Here is a 14,565-nt window from a genome sequence, read left to right as displayed (position 1 = left end):
ATCGTCACCAATGTCCGGCGGCCAGTGCGCCTAGGCCGCAGTCACTAGGTCAACCGCGTCGATGCGCATGACGTCCGGCACCGGCCGGCGTTCGGGCACCATGTGTAGGCGTTGCAGGCCCGCCGTCGTGGCGTCGGCGGGCAAACATCCGCATTCGGCATCTGTGAAACCCGCGAAGCGATACGCGATTTCCATCATCCGGTTACGTTCGGTGGCGCGGAAATCCGCGACCAGATGTACATCCGCACGGGCAGCCTGATCCGTCAGCCAGTTCAGGATCGCCGCGCCGGCACCGAGCGAAACCACCCGGCAGGAGGTCGCCAACAGTTTGAGATGCCAGCGCTCGGGCAGTTTTTCGAGCAGCAGCACCCCGATCGCGCCGTGCGGGCCGAACCGGTCCGTGAGCGAGGCGACCAAGACCTCGTGCCCGGTGTCCGCGCACAGTTCGCGTAGCGTCCGGGCGGAGTAGTGGACACCGGTGGCGTTCATCTGGCTGGTGCGCAGGGTCAATTCCTCGACCCGGGAGATTTCCAGGGCGTCGGCCCGGAGGATCTGCAGTTCGAGTTCCAGGCTGCGCAGGAACGCTTCATCGGGACCGGCGAACGCGGCGCGCTCGGCATTGCGGCTGAATCCCGCCTGATACATCTGCCGGCGGCGCCGCGAGTCGACCGTGACTGTGCGCGGGCTGAATTCGGAAAGTGTGGGTAGCGTTGCGATGCTGTCGTGTGGATAGCAGCGCACCTGTGGGAGGTGGAAATTCACCTCCGCACGTTCGGCGGGTTGGTCGTCGATGAAGGCGATCGCGGTGTGCGCGAAGTTTAGCTGCTCGGCGATATTGCGAACGGACGCCGACTTTGGGCCCCAGCCGATTTGCGGGAAAACGAAATATTGTGCGATACCCAGCTTTTCGAGACGGGACCAGGCCAGGTCATGATCATTCTTGCTGGCGATCGAGTGCAGGATGCCCCGCGCGTCCAGGGCTGCGATCACCTCGACCACCGAATCGGCGAGCGTGACGTCGGCGTCCTCAAGCAAGGTACCATCCCACACCGTGTTGTCGAGGTCCCAGACCAGGCATTTTACCGTAGCGTCAGGGCGTGTTGAGCCAGTATCAGTTGACATATCTCTGTACTCCCCTCGATGATTTCCATCAATTTCGCGTCGCGGTAGGCGCGCGCGACCGATCCGCCGTCCCTGGCGCCGCCCGAGGCCAGAACCTGTACCGCCGACGTGGCGCCCCGCACGGCGTTGCTCGCGCCCACGTGCTTGGCAAGCACGCTGTCGATCACCAGCTCTGGAGCGCCGGAATCCCAACTGCGGCTGGCATGTTCACACGTTCGGGTCGTCACCTGCTCGGCAACCAACAGTTCGGCGAGATGCCGTCCGATCAGCTGATGCTCGGCGAGCGGCTTGCCGAATTGCTTGCGCGAGCGGGCATGTGCGGTCGCCTCCGCCAGACAGGCTCGCAGGATGCCGGCGCAGCCCCAGGCCACCGACATCCTGCCGTAGGCCAGCGCGGTGGTGATCAGCATCGGTAGTGATTGTCCGCCACCTCCGAGCACACTGCTCACCGGAAGTCGCACCTCATCGAACTGGACATCGGAATGTCCGGCGGCGCGGCAGCCGAGCGGATCGGCGATCCTCTCCACCCGCACCCCGGCGGCGGTCGCGGGAACGACCACCGCGGCGGCCTCATCGCCGTAGCGGGCGATGGTAACGAGCAGATCTGCATAGTGCGCGGCGGTCATCCACACCTTGTGACCGGTTAGAACCACGGAATCGCCATCCTGGACGATCCGCGTCGTGATGGTCGACAGATCGCTACCGGACTCCGGTTCGCTGAAACCGACCGCGGCCAGCGACCCGCCGGTCAGCTCGGTGAGGTAGCGGCGCCGCTGCTTGGCATCGCCCATCCGCTGAATCGTCCACGCTGCCATACCCTGTGAGGTCATCACGCTGCGCAGCGAGCTGCAACGGCTGCCGGTATGGGCAGCGAGCCGGCCTGTGAGCAGACTGCTGTAGCCGATCCCTCCGTGTTCGATCGGAACCTGGGCACAGAGCAGACCGCGGGTGCCGAGCTCCCGCAATACCGTCAGCGGAATGAGTCCGGTGCGATCCCATGATTCGGCGTGATCGCCCACCGCTGTGTCGATCGCTGCCCGGCTCTCGTCCAGCGAATCAGGCACCGTCGGCGGATTGTAGTCGGAGAACCAGGTCAGTCATCGCATCGACCGACCGGAAGTTGACCAGCTGCAGATCCGGTCCAACGATCGCCACACCGAACAGCTGCTCTATCGTGACCACCAGCTCCATGGCGAACATCGAATTCACCAGGCCGCACGCGAATAGATCCTGATCGGCGGTCACCGTCGTCTTCAGACGTTCCTCAAGGAATCTCACCAGCGCGTCTCGCACGGCCTCCCGGGCGGCGGGACCGGTTGCCAGCAGTTGTTCGGATGTCACGAGAAATCCCCTCCGTACTTGTAGAAGCCCTGGCCAGACTTGCGGCCGAGCTGTCCTTTCTCCACCTTGTCCAGCAGCAACTCGCACGGGCGGAATCGCTCCTCGCCAGTGCGTTCGTACAGTGCCGTAAGCGAATCAGCCAGATTGTCCAGCCCGATTAGATCCGCTGTCCGTAACGGACCGGTCGGGTGCCCGAGGCAGTCCTGCATTAGCAGGTCCGTTGCTTCGACGCTCGCGATGCCCGCACTGACGATGCGGGCGGCGTCGTTGAGCATCGGGTGCAGGAGCCGGCTGGTGACGAAGCCCGGCGCGTCCTGTACCACGATCACACGGCGATCGAGCTCCTCGAGTAGCCGCATCACGGCGGCCATGATCTCCGGCGCCGTGCGGGGACCCTGGATCACTTCCACTGTGTTGATGAGATAGGCCGGGTTCATGAAGTGGATCCCTGCCAGGTCGGCAGATCTCGGCAGCCCTTCGGCTAGTTCGTCGATCGGAATACCGGATGTGTTGGAGACCAACGGTGTTCCTGGTGCGATGACCTGCGATACCTCGGTCAGGGCCAGGCGCTTCAGATCTACCTGCTCGGTGATCGCCTCGATGACGGCGATCGCACCCTCGGTATCGTGTATCGAAGTCGTCGTGCGCACCGCCGCAGGAGCGCGGTCGGCGGGTAGGGCCGAGAGCAATTGTGCGTGACGAAGATGCTGGTCGATCCGGGATCGGGTCTGGGTCAGCACGTACTGGTCAAGATCGACAAGCAGGACCGGTAGTCCATGGCCGGCCGCCATCGCGGCGATACCCGATCCCATCACCCCCCGCCGAGCACAGCGAGAAAGCCTGGTGCTGAATTGGTTTCCACAACGACCCCCTGTCGGCCGCTACCTTAGCAGACGGACTGGTTCTCGGCAGATCGTGAACATCTCGAATACCGTTGTGGAACAGATTATTTGCGACGTTGTCGCGCGGCTAACGAACTGGCTGGGGTCGGCGCTCCGATGATAATGAGCTGGTTAAGCGCCATATTGAGGTGCCCGCGGGCTCTTGGACCTGGCATTGCATTGATCTGCATGAGGCTCCGGCGTCCGTAAGAGGTGATTCCGGGTCATCGCTCGACCTGTCCATTGATCCCCGACGCGCGTGTGTCGTCACCTGTTTCGGTGGATGTGGTCTGCGACGTATCTGCGAAGGCTGGCACCCAGCGATCCGCGCCAGCGGCAGGAGGCGACGTAGATGTGGCTGACGAGTCCGCCCTGCAACCGGCGGCGGTGCCCCCGTCTCGTGGGCGATTCCCCGCGGCCTCATCGTGCTGTTGGCCGCGGCCGGCGCCGGTCGTGACCATCGGCGGGATGAAGCTCTCCTCCGCCGTACTCGGCCTGGTGTTCCTGGCCTTGACGCTCACCATCGCCGTCCAGCCCATCCAGGTCGCGGCCTAGCGGCGCGGCTGGCGCCCCTGGATCGGCATGGTCGTGGCGCTGGCGACTGTGTACCTGATCGTGATTGGGATCGCCGAGGCATTGGTGCTCTCCTCGGGGCAGCTCGCATCGGTGCTGCCTGACTACACCGAGTCATCGTGAACCTACGGCGTGATCAATTTCGTCATCCGGTCGGTTATCCAGCGGAAGTGCGTCGGGGACGCCGTCGGGTTTGGCGCAACGGTGACCTTCCTGTCGTTGGTGTTCTGGGCCGCGGTGCTCGGCGCCCTCGGTGTGCTGCTAGCGGTTCCGCTGACCCTACTGGTCAAGGCGTTGTTGCTCGAGATCGACCCTAGCGCCCGCTGGGTGACCGTGGTGATCAGCGGGTCGGGCCCCGAGGTCGCTGCTGGGCCGACGCCGCCCGCACATCCACCCCACAGAAGTGACAGCCGGCGTCAGGGCGGATCCCCATCCGCGGACGACTCCATTCAGGGATCACGCCATGACAGAACTGGACACGCTCTCCGGCCTGCGACCCGCCGGTGCGGTCGGCCGCCCGACCCGGGCGGCCAGCTCGAACACGGGGAGAAGGTTCGGCGCCGGATCCCGTTCGGCGTCATCGCCGAACACGGTCCGACCGCCGACCGTGACGCGGTCGGCCTGCTCGAGTCCCAGGCCTCCACCCGGGTCCAGGAACTCCTCCCCATCCGGTACGGGCGGATGGCCGACTCGCCGTTCGCGTTCTACCGAGGCGCCGCGCTGGTGATGGCCCACGACCTCGCACACGCCCCGACAACGGGTCTGTACACCCAGCTCTGCGGGGACGCCCACCTGAGCAACTTCGGACTGTTCGCGACACCGGAACGCGAACTCGCCTTCGACCTCAACGACTTCGACGAAACCTATCCCGGACCATTCGAATGGGATCTCAAGAGGCTCGTCGCGAGCCTCGCCGTCGCCGGTCGCGACAACGGGTTCACCGGCAAGCAGCGTAAACGTATCGCCCGCGCGTGCGCGGCCGAGTACCGCGAAACGATGACCTACCAGGCCAATCGCGGCGAGCTGGCGGTCTGCTACGCCCACATCGACGCGACCGCGCAACTGGACGAGCTCCGCGATGTCCTGGACTCCTCGACGCGTAAGCGTGTCCAGAAGACGATCCGTAAATCCTGGGGCCGCGACAGCATGCAGGCGCTGTCCAAACTGACCACGATGCACAACGGGCAACCGCGGATCGTGAGCGCGCCGCCGCTGATCGCCCCCCTCGAGGAGATCCTCAGCGACACCGAAGCCGCGCAGATCAACCGTGAGCTGGTCCAGCGGCTACGTGAATATCGCGACACCCTCGAACCCGCGCGACGTGTCCTGTTCGATCGCTTCGAATATGTCCAGACCGCACGGAAGGTCGTAGGCGTGGGCAGTGTCGGCACTCGCGCCTGGATCATCCTTCTCGTCGGTCCCGGCGGCGACCCGCTGTTCCTGCAGGCCAAGGAGGCAGGGCCGTCGGTCCTTTCCGGATACTTGGAGGGTCCGTCCTATCCGAACCAGGGCGAACGCGTCGTGGCCGGGCAGCGGGTGATCCAGGCCGCCAGCGACATCCTCCTGGGTTGGCAGCAGGGGCCCGACGTAAACGGGACGGTCCGGGATTATTACGTCCGTCAACTGCGCGACGGCAAGGGCTCGGCGGTCATCGAGACCATGTCCGCCGACCTGATGGCCCTCTACGGCCGGCTCTGCGCCCGCGTTGTCGCGTTCGCGCATGCACGCGCAGGTGACCGGTTCGCCATCGCCGGGTACCTCGGTTCGGACGACGACTTCGACAAGGCGCTGACGGAATTCGCCGAGACCTACGCGGACCAGAACGCCCGCGACCACGCGGCGCTGCTGGAGGCGATCGCCGACGGCCGGATCACCGCGCAACGGGAGTGAACCCGCGACCAAGACGCCGGCTCCGGTGCTCCGAGGGTGGTGGCACCCAGCCGACCTCCGGCGACGAGCTACTCCGCGGTCTGTGCCGACACGAAGGCGTACCTGGACTACGCGGTATCCCAGGGCGCGCTCGGCAAGCCGGTGAGTCGGAAGGAAGCCGCCGAGGGGCTCTTGTCCCTTATGTAGAAGTCGCCGGAGTGGCAGGCCGCCTCGGCCGCGGAGCGCGCTGAGAAGGTCCGAGCGGTTCAAGCGGCAGCAAGCGGGCGCTGCTGAGGCTCAGGCTTCGGCGATATTCATCCGAATAGGGACACACAGACCACTCCAATCCTCATGGGGTGGTCTGTGTCCCGATAGCGTATTCAACCGATTACCTACAGAGGGGGAGACCTTGAACGAGCAGCAGCCGCAGTGGGCCGAAGGGTGGTATCCGGCAGCGGATCGGCCGGGATTCGAGCGTAAATGGGATGGGCAGCGGTGGACCGACCAGATCCGCTTTGCGGGCGATCAGACAGGGCCAAGCCCTGAGCCTTCGCCGGAGGGGTCGAGCAAGCGGAAATCGATTTTGATCGGGGCAGGGGCGTTGGCCCTCGTCGTGGGCATCATCGGCGTCTCGACGGCAAACGAAAAGGGTGACAACGAGTCGACCGCGGCGGCGACAAGCGTCGCTGCCTCCGCAAGCGCACCGGAGACGGTGCAACGTACGGAGGTGCCAGCGTCCAGCGCGTCTCAGGTGCCCGCCCCTGCCCCGGCACTCAGCAAGGCAGAGCTACCGGAACCCATCACCTTCCAACCGCCTGCGCCTCCGCCCGCTCCCGCTCCCGCACCCGCACCCGCACCGAAGGCAGCACCAGCGCCTGCCCCGGCCAAGCCTCAGGTGAGTTCCAGTCAGCGGAACGCCACCCGGACCGCCCAGCGGTACATCGACATGACTGCCTTCTCTCACAGCGGACTGATCGAACAGCTTGAGTATGAAGACTTCTCCACTGAGGATGCGACGTACGCAGTGGACAGCCTGAACGTGGACTGGAACAAGCAGGCTGCGTTGAAGGCCGCGGAGTACCTCGAAATGACGTCGTTCTCGAAGTCGGGACTGATCGAACAAATTGAGTACGAAGGATTTACGAGTGCGCAAGCTGAGTACGGAGCCAACGCAGCGTATTGATCCTCTGTGGATCGACACACTTATCGCGATCGTCGTCTAACTCAGTTCGCCCATCGATCCCTCAGCGGGCTCGGACCCGAACATTTCCGGCATCGCGGAATTGCGGGCAAGTACAAGCGCATGCTTAGGTCGCTCCGACGGCTGGAGGAAGCAGGCAGTGCTGGCGGAATGCTGGACAGTGCCGCTGCACGCGATGCGCTTTACCACTTTTTTCAGGACGCGTTTCACCTGAAGGACTGGATCTCTTGTTCGCCTGAAACCAAGCATTTGAAGAGTGACCTAACGGCCTTGTTCAAGGGGTCCGACGTGCTGCCAGCGGTTCGTGACATCGCGAACGGGTCGAAGCATCTGAAGCTGACCCAGCCGAGCTGGACCAAGAGCGAGGTTCACGCCGAGGTTGTCGGGCAAGGGGTGACAATTCGGGTGCCTGTCGCTGAAGCGGTCGTGGATAGCGACGGTGTACTGAAGAACGTGGGGAGCGCGGGCGGGTCAACCCAGTACATATGGACGGTTCTCGTTGACGATGACGAGCGCGACGCCATCGAGTTGGGGCAGGCAGCAGTCGCGGAGTGGGATCGTTGGCTGTCGGCGAAGGGTCTGCTCTGAGGGTGATCGGATCGGGTGCTTTCGGGCTCGCCAAGAGATCCCGAGGGAACGCGGAGGGAATGACCCCGATACAGCCTCCCCAAAAAGCGGCTTGACCTGCAGGTATTGAGCGCCCCCGGCAGGAATCGAACCTGCGACCTAGAGATTAGAAGGCTCTTGCTCTATCCAACTGAGCTACGGAGGCGTGATCCGCGAAGGATCGGGTCCGGAGTCTACCGGTAACCATGACCAATATTCGATAGGTTCGCTTACGGGTCGGCGAACCTGGACGAACCCGACAGGCGCGCGCCTCCTACCCTTGTGGGCATGGCATCACCCGAGCTCGCCCCCTCCGCCCCGTCGCCGATCCGAAGGGCGGGGGAGAACTCGGTACCGATCTTCGTGACGCTCGGGATCATCGCGGGGCTGGTCGCGGCGATCATCGTGGGGCTGTCCGCCTCGGACGCGCTGGTGCTGCTCGGCATCCCCGACCCTGGCCCGCTCACCACCTACGGACTGCCGGCAGTCAAGGCCGCCGGTGAGGTCGCCGCCGTCCTCGCGATCGGGTCGCTGCTGCTCGCCGCGTTCCTGGTGCCGCCGCAGCGCAGCGGGGTGCTCGACGTCGACGGCTACCGGGCGGTGCGCACCGCGTCAAATGCCGCGATCGTCTGGGCTGCCTGCGCGCTGGTCCTGGTGCCGCTGACGGTCTCGGACACCTCCGGTCAGCCGCTGAGCGCGGCCATCCAGCCCGCCAACCTCTGGAAGGCGATCCCACAGATCGAGCTCGCGGGCGCGTGGCGATCGACCGCGATCCTGGCGGTGCTGCTCGCGGTGGGTACGCGGCTGATCCTGCGCTGGTCCTGGACACCGGCGTTGCTGCTGCTTGGCGTCGCCACTCTGATGCCGCTCGCGCTGACCGGGCACTCCTCCTCCGGCGGATCGCACGACCTGGCCACCAACAGCCTGATCTGGCACCTCGTCGCCGCGGCATTGTGGGCTGGCGGGTTGTTCGCGCTGCTCGCGCACGCGCGCAGACGGGGTGCGTACACCGACGTCGCGACGCGCCGGTTCTCGAACGTCGCCACGGTCGCGTTCGTCGTGATGGCGATCTCCGGTGTCCTCAACGGACTGGTGCGGCTGCCGCTGAGCGAGCTGTTCACCAGCACCTACGGCTGGCTGCTCGTGGCCAAGACCGTGGCCCTGGTGGTCCTGGGCGTGTTCGGTTACCTGCAGCGGCGCAGCGCGCTGCCCGCGCTGGCCGCCGACCCGACGGCCCGTGGCCCGCTGATCCGTTTCGCGGGTGGCGAGGCGATCATCTTCGCCGCGACCATCGGCATCGCCGTCGGCCTCGGCCGGACACCGCCCCCGCGGAGAACATCAACCCGACCCCGACCGAGGTGCAGTTGGGCTACAACCTGGATGGCCCGCCGACGTTCGCGAAGCTCGCGTTCGACTGGCGCTTCGACCTCATCTTCGGCACCGCGGCGATCATCATGGCGGTGGTGTACCTGCTCGGCGTTCGACGGCTGCGCAAGCGCGGGGACACGTGGCCGGTCGGCCGCACCATCGCCTGGGTGCTTGGCTGCGCGACGCTCCTGGTCGCCACCTCGTCGGGCCTGGGCAGGTACTCGCCCGCGGTGTTCAGCGTGCACATGGGTGCGCACATGGCGTTGTCGATGCTCGCGCCGGTGCTGCTGGTGCTCGGCGGCCCGATGACCCTGGCGTTGCGCGCGTTGTCCCGGCCGGGCCCAAGGGGGTGCCCGGTCCGCGCGAGTGGCTGCTGGCCGCGCTGCACAGCCCGGTGTCCCGTTTCCTGACCCATCCGCTGGTGGCTTCGGTGCTCTTCGTCGGCGGCTTCTACGCCCTGTACCTCGGCGGCATCTTCGGTGCCACGCTCGATTCGCACGGCGCGCACCTGCTGATGAATGTGCACTTCATCCTGAGCGGCTACCTCTTCTACTGGGTGGTGATCGGCATCGACCCCGCGCCGCGCAACCTGCAGCCGATCACCAAGCTGGCGATGGTGTTCGGGTCGTTGCCGTTCCACGCCTTCTTCGGCATCGCGCTGATGAGCATGGGCGAGGTGATGGGTGGCTGGTACTACCGGGCGCTCGGCCTGGACTGGAACGCTGACCTCATCGGCGATCAGCGGCTCGGCGGCGGCATCGCCTGGGCCACCGGCGAGATCCCGCTCGTGCTGGTGATGCTTGCGCTGCTGGTGCAGTGGTCGCGTAGCGACGAGAAGACGGCCAAGCGAGTCGATCGTGCGGCCGACCGCGATGACGATGCCGAGCTCGCGGCGCACAACGCCATGTTCGCGGAGCTGGCGCGGCGAGACAACGAAGCCGGTCGGTGACCACCCGCGAGGAGGTGCTTGCCGCGCGGGAGCGGGTGGGCCCCCTGGTTCGGCGGACCCCGGTGCTCCGGGTGGTCCTGCCGACGCCGGGCGGGGACATCCCGGTCGCGCTCAAGCTCGAGCAACTGCAGCTCGGTGGTTCGTTCAAGATCCGTGGCAGCCTCAATGCCATGCTGAACCGGGATGGCGCGCACCGTGATTCGCCGGTGGTGATCGCGTCCGGCGGCAACGCCGGGATCGCGGCAGCCACGGCTGCCGGGATGTTGGGGATCGTGTGCACGGTGGTCGTCCCGGCCGCGGCACCCACGGTGAAGGTGGATCGGCTGCGCGCGCTCGGCGCCGAGGTCGTGCTCGACGGCGAGCGCTACGCGGACGCATATGTCCGGGCGTCGGCCATCGCCGCGCAGCGCGGCGCCCAGCAGCTGCACGCCTACGACCTGCCCGATGTGGTCGCGGGCGCGGGGGTGGTCGGTCTCGAGCTGACCGAGGAGGTGCCGGAGGCCGACACGGTGCTGGTCGCGGTCGGTGGCGGCGGACTCGTCGCGGGTATCGCCGCAGCGCTCGAGGGGGAGAAGTCCGTCGTCGGGGTCGAGCCGAGCGGCGCACCGACCCTGAGCTCCGCGCTCGCCGCCGGCTCTCCGGTGGACGTGGCGGTGCACAGCATCGCGGCCGACGCGCTCGGTGCGACCCGACTCGGTGACATCGCCATGGATGTCGCCCGCCGGACCGGGATCGGCTCGGTGCTGGTCGAGGACGAGGCGATCACCGAGGCACGAAACCTGCTGTGGCGCGAGTTCCGGCTGGCGGTCGAGCACGCGGCGGCCGCGCCGATCGCCGCCCTGCTCAGCGGCGCCTACGCGCCGGCAGAGGGGGAGCGGGTCGCCGCCGTGATCTGTGGCGCCAACACGGACCCGACGACGCTGCCCACGGGCTAGCCGCTACGCGGGCCGCCCCGCCCGAGCCCCGTAGCGCTCACGGGCCGCCGACGGGGTGACGGTCTCCGCACGCACCGGCGGCGCCCCGTTGAAGTGCTGGTCGAGGACCGAATGGGTCGCCGGGAGCAGGCGCTTGACCACGGCCAGTTCGGTTCGCGGATTGCTCGTGGCGCGCACTGCGGCGCGAGCGAGCGGCGTGACCACCCGGTCGACCACCGCGGGCTGATCGAAGTCGCCGAGCTCACGCATCCACCTCGGCAGGGTGGCGATCGTCGCGGGGGCCATCAGCCGACTCATCGCCCACAGGGCGAGCCGGTCCTTCCCGAATCGGGTGCGCAGCAGATAGTGCATGCCCTCGATGGCCCGCTCGGAGGTGCACAACCGAGGGCGCACGGCGGAAAAGTACTCGTGCACCTCGGCGCGCGAGCGCGGGATGTCCGCGGGCTTGCAGGTCTGCAGTTCGGCGGCGACGGCGCACTCGGCCCAGTACCGGGCCTCCTCGTTCGGACTCAGCGGTCCGGGACCGAACATCTCGTAGCACTTGAGCACCGAGTGCCACCCGGTGACGTGGATCCACAGCTGGCTGTCGGGGCTGTTGGCGCTGTACCGCTGCCCGCTGATCGGCTCGATCCCGGTGGCCTTCGCGTGCACCCGCATCAGCAGCTCGGACGTCTCGATGGCCGAACGGGCGTCCCCGACCGCCACGATCAGGAAGTAGGAGAGGGTGCCGTCGAGACGCCCCCTCGGGTCCAGGTAGATCCCCTTGGCGTCGGCGACCGCGGCGGTCAGGAAGGGATCGAAGTGCTCGAGCGTGACCGAGCGCTGAAACCCGAGCAGGGCGGTCGGATTGGTCCAGACCTTCCACGTCGGCGATCCCGGCCCGAAGAAGCCGTTGTCCTCGCGCCTGCGCGAGGGATCGAACGGCCAGCCTCGGTCGGCCAGCATGCGGGGTTCGCTCATCGTGTCTCCTCCGGCGCGTTTGGTGAATACAACGCGACCGTAGCAATTGTCTTCGGTGAATACAACGGTTGCGTAGCATTGGTCCGGCGGGGAAGGCCCGCGAGCGGCGGACCCTAAGGTGGACGCGGAGGTGGGTCGATGACGAGAGCGCACACGGCGGATGAGCGCCCGCGACGCAAGTACGCGCCGCGACTGCCGCCGGCGGAGCGCCGTGACCAGGTGCTCGACGCCGCGGTGGAGGTGACCGGGCGGTCGGGCCTGCATGAGCTGAACATGGAGGCCGTCGCGGCGGAGGCCGGCGTCGGGAAGCCGGTGCTCTACAACGTGTTCCGCACCCGTGCGGAGCTGGTCGCGGCGCTGCTCGAGCGCGAACACCGGCGCGCGATCGAGCAGGTGATGGCCGCGATGCCGACCGACCTCACCGCGCTGGGTCCGGCCGCGGCCTACGCGGGAACGGTGTCCTCGTTCGTGCGCGTCGTGGTGGACAACCCCACCCGGTGGCGCTTGATCCTGACCGCACCCGACCAGGCTCCGGTGGAGTATCAGGAACACCTCCGCGCGTCACGGGCGGCGGTGCTGGTGAGGGCAGAGCAACTGGCCAGGACCGGGATCGCGCTTGAGCCCGGACTGGCCGGTCTGGACCCGGTGCTGCTGGCCCACACGATGCTCTCGTTTGCCGAGATGCTCGGCAGGCTCGCGGTCAGTGACCCCACCACCTATTCGAGTGAGCGACTCGTCACCTACGCGGGGGCGCTGGCCGCCACGATCACCTCGGGTCCGTCCGCCCGATAGCACGCCGGTGGGACGAATCGCGTTCCCGTGTGGCCGTTTTCGCGTATCTGTGGACATCGGATCCGTTCATCCACAGATTCGTCCGCGGCCACAATCCGGCGACCCGACGGGGGACGCTGGCATCGAGGGGCCGCGTGGCCCACGGATGCCAAGGGGGAACGACATGTACGAGACGCACACGGCGGTGGTCGGCACCGTGATCACCAATCCGGTCAAGCGGCCAACGAACTCGGGGAGGAGGTGCTCAGCTTTCGGATGGCGAGCAACACCAGGCGGCAGGACCGCTCGACCGGGGAGTGGACAGACGGCGGCACCCTCTACCTGACGGTGACCTGCTGGCGGCGGCTGGTGGCGGGCGTCGGCGCCTCGCTGATGAAGGGGGATCCGGTGATCGCCTGTGGGCAGCTGCGAACCAACGAGTACACGACCAAGGACGGGGTGGACCGCGCCGACCTGGAGATGCGCGCCAGCGCGGTCGGCCCCGACCTGGCTCGCTGCCGAGCCAGGCTCGACCGTGCGCCCAAGGCGTCGCAGTCCGTGGAGCCGGACGCGGACCTGGGGGCCGGGGAGTCGGAGCGCGGTCAAGGGGACCTCGCGGGGGCGGGCCTCGATCCGGCGCTCCGGGCGAGCTGACCGATAACGGGCATTTCGGTCACGGCGGCGGCATAGGCTGAGGAGTCTTCCCGTCAGGTGAGGGGGCGGCTCGCATGGCACGCCTGAGGTTGTTGGTCGTGGTCCTGATCGTCGCCGCGATGACCGCTGTGTCGGTCGGATCCGGCACCGCCGCGGCGGCCCCCGCACCACCCGGATCGGTCATCGCGGTGCAGGACATGCCGAGAGAGCTCTGGGTCCAGGGGACCGGGCGGGCGTACCGCCTCACCTACGCCACCGCCGACCATTGGGGTGCCCCCGCCACCAGCACCGGGGCGGTGTATCTGCCTCCGGGGCCGGCCCCGAGGGCGGCTGGCCGGTGGTGTCCTATGCGCACGGGACGATCGGGGTGTCCGATCAGTGCGCGCCCTCGATGACCGGGCCGCAGGCCATCGAGTCCGCCTACCTCCAGGACTGGTTGGCGCGGGGGTACGCGGTGGTGGCGACGGACTACATCGGTCTCGGGACGCCAGGCGTGCTGCCGTATCTCGACGGGAAGGCCGCGGCGCACAGTGTGATCGACATGGTGCGGGCGGCCCGGACGATCGACGCGGGGGTCTCGCCGCGATGGGTGGTGATCGGGCTCTCGCAGGGTGGGCACGCGGCCCTGCACACCGCCAACGAGGCGACGACGTACGCGCCGGACCTGGACTACCGCGGCGCGGTCGCGATCGGTGCACCGTCGAACCTAGAACAGCTGTTCCCGTTCGGCGGTCCGGGTTTCCCCAACCTCGGGCTGCGTGGGCTGACCACGTTCTCCCTGTTCACCATCGTCGGGCTGCGGTCGGCCCGACCCGACCTGGACCTCGACAGCTACCTGTCGCCGCGCGGGCGGGAACTGGCGGGGCTGGCAGAGCGTCTCTGCTCACCCGAGCTGGCTCCCCAGGTCGCGGGGGTGCAGGTGGGCGAGCTGTTCTCGCGGTCGCTCGGCGACGACGAGATCCGATCGGCGCTCGCCGACTATCTGGGCGTGCCGATCAGTGGGTACGACCGGCCCCTGTTCATCGGGCACGGCACCGCCGACACCGTGGTGCCGATCGTGCTGACGCTGAAGCTGGTCGCGGACCTTCAACGCGCCGGGTCGGACGTGAGGTTCGTCGCCTACCCGGGTGCCGGGCACGGCGAGAGCCTCGGGGCCTCGTCGGCCGACTCGATGGCGTTCGTCGAGCCGCTGATCCGCTGACCGGCCGCCCGCGAGTGGGCGTCGGCGGCTGGTGACTGGACGAGTGTCCTGTTTTGCGAGTCGTGACCGCGTCTGGGTACTACGCTGCACCGAGTCCGGAGCCCGTCAAGGGGACCGCACAGACAACCAACCAA

Annotated in this window: 10 protein-coding genes, 1 tRNA gene and 3 pseudogenes; 8 read left to right on the top strand and 6 right to left on the bottom strand. The window is 67.3% G+C overall.

Features of this window, described 5'->3' with window-relative positions; all coding sequences use genetic code 11:
• Positions 1 to 30 precede the first annotated feature (30 nt).
• The 4 genes from BTZ20_RS16735 to BTZ20_RS16720 are packed head-to-tail and all read right to left on the bottom strand — an operon-like array spanning position 31 to position 3,275.
• Entirely contained in the window at positions 31 to 1,122 is a 1,092-nt protein-coding gene (locus tag BTZ20_RS16735) for an HAD-IIIC family phosphatase (RefSeq protein ID WP_077042138.1), read from the bottom strand.
• Positions 1,080 to 2,186, bottom strand: coding sequence for an acyl-CoA dehydrogenase family protein (locus BTZ20_RS16730; RefSeq protein ID WP_077042137.1), 1,107 nt, complete (start codon positions 2,184 to 2,186; stop codon positions 1,080 to 1,082). Before BTZ20_RS16730 ends, BTZ20_RS16735 begins: the two co-directional genes overlap by 43 nt.
• The gene (locus BTZ20_RS16725; protein WP_077042136.1) at positions 2,179 to 2,463 is read right to left on the bottom strand and encodes an acyl carrier protein; all 285 of its coding nucleotides are present in this window, start codon (positions 2,461 to 2,463) and stop codon (positions 2,179 to 2,181) included. The genes BTZ20_RS16730 and BTZ20_RS16725 overlap by 8 nt, the downstream gene beginning before the upstream one ends.
• Positions 2,460 to 3,275 (bottom strand): 3-hydroxyacyl-CoA dehydrogenase family protein, encoded by an 816-nt coding sequence (locus BTZ20_RS16720; RefSeq protein ID WP_077042135.1) that lies wholly within the window; start codon positions 3,273 to 3,275, stop codon positions 2,460 to 2,462. The genes BTZ20_RS16725 and BTZ20_RS16720 overlap by 4 nt, the downstream gene beginning before the upstream one ends.
• Positions 3,276 to 4,049: 774 nt before the next feature.
• Between BTZ20_RS16720 and BTZ20_RS16710 the strand changes: the two genes are divergently transcribed.
• The 3 genes from BTZ20_RS16710 to BTZ20_RS16700 all read left to right on the top strand — a co-directional run bounded on the left by BTZ20_RS16710 (position 4,050) and on the right by BTZ20_RS16700 (position 7,575).
• Entirely contained in the window at positions 4,050 to 5,807 is a 1,758-nt protein-coding gene (locus BTZ20_RS16710; protein WP_317616046.1) for a DUF2252 domain-containing protein, read from the top strand.
• A 388-nt stretch (positions 5,808 to 6,195) separates the two neighbouring features.
• The gene (locus tag BTZ20_RS16705) at positions 6,196 to 6,969 is read left to right on the top strand and encodes an Ltp family lipoprotein (RefSeq protein WP_145982316.1); all 774 of its coding nucleotides are present in this window, start codon (positions 6,196 to 6,198) and stop codon (positions 6,967 to 6,969) included.
• Between the two features lie 168 nt (positions 6,970 to 7,137).
• Positions 7,138 to 7,575 carry a hypothetical protein gene (locus BTZ20_RS16700; protein WP_077042134.1) on the top strand — a complete coding sequence of 146 codons (438 nt, stop codon included), beginning with the start codon at positions 7,138 to 7,140 and terminating at the stop codon, positions 7,573 to 7,575.
• 110 nt (positions 7,576 to 7,685) lie between these two features.
• On the opposite strand, the gene BTZ20_RS16695 is transcribed toward BTZ20_RS16700, so the two are convergent.
• Positions 7,686 to 7,759: transfer RNA gene (locus BTZ20_RS16695), tRNA-Arg, on the bottom strand.
• Between the two features lie 122 nt (positions 7,760 to 7,881).
• Between BTZ20_RS16695 and BTZ20_RS16690 the strand changes: the two are divergent.
• Positions 7,882 to 9,910 (top strand): annotated as a pseudogene (locus BTZ20_RS16690) (cytochrome c oxidase assembly protein).
• Complete coding sequence (locus BTZ20_RS16685) at positions 9,907 to 10,845, top strand: serine/threonine dehydratase (RefSeq protein ID WP_077042133.1); 939 nt, start codon at positions 9,907 to 9,909, stop codon at positions 10,843 to 10,845. The pseudogene BTZ20_RS16690 and the gene BTZ20_RS16685 overlap by 4 nt, the downstream one beginning before the upstream one ends.
• 3 nt (positions 10,846 to 10,848) lie before the next feature.
• Here BTZ20_RS16685 and BTZ20_RS16680 read toward each other — a convergent pair whose 3' ends face one another.
• The gene (locus tag BTZ20_RS16680) at positions 10,849 to 11,805 is read right to left on the bottom strand and encodes an oxygenase MpaB family protein (RefSeq protein WP_083742713.1); all 957 of its coding nucleotides are present in this window, start codon (positions 11,803 to 11,805) and stop codon (positions 10,849 to 10,851) included.
• A 138-nt stretch (positions 11,806 to 11,943) separates the two neighbouring features.
• Between BTZ20_RS16680 and BTZ20_RS16675 the strand changes: the two genes are divergently transcribed.
• The 3 genes and pseudogenes from BTZ20_RS16675 (at position 11,944) to BTZ20_RS16665 (ending at position 14,431) form a co-directional block, all read left to right on the top strand.
• Positions 11,944 to 12,597, top strand: a complete 654-nt coding sequence (locus tag BTZ20_RS16675; protein ID WP_077042131.1) for a TetR/AcrR family transcriptional regulator — start codon at positions 11,944 to 11,946, stop codon at positions 12,595 to 12,597.
• 163 nt (positions 12,598 to 12,760) lie between these two features.
• Positions 12,761 to 13,230: pseudogene (locus BTZ20_RS16670) on the top strand (single-stranded DNA-binding protein).
• Positions 13,231 to 13,304: 74 nt separating this feature from the next.
• Positions 13,305 to 14,431 (top strand): annotated as a pseudogene (locus BTZ20_RS16665) (alpha/beta hydrolase family protein).
• Positions 14,432 to 14,565: the final 134 nt, after the last annotated feature.

The sequence above is a fragment of the Rhodococcus sp. MTM3W5.2 genome, from assembly GCF_001984015.1.
GTDB classification, from domain to species: Bacteria; Actinomycetota; Actinomycetes; order Mycobacteriales; family Mycobacteriaceae; genus Rhodococcus_G; species Rhodococcus_G oryzae.
This window is presented reverse-complemented; position numbering and strand designations above follow the sequence as displayed.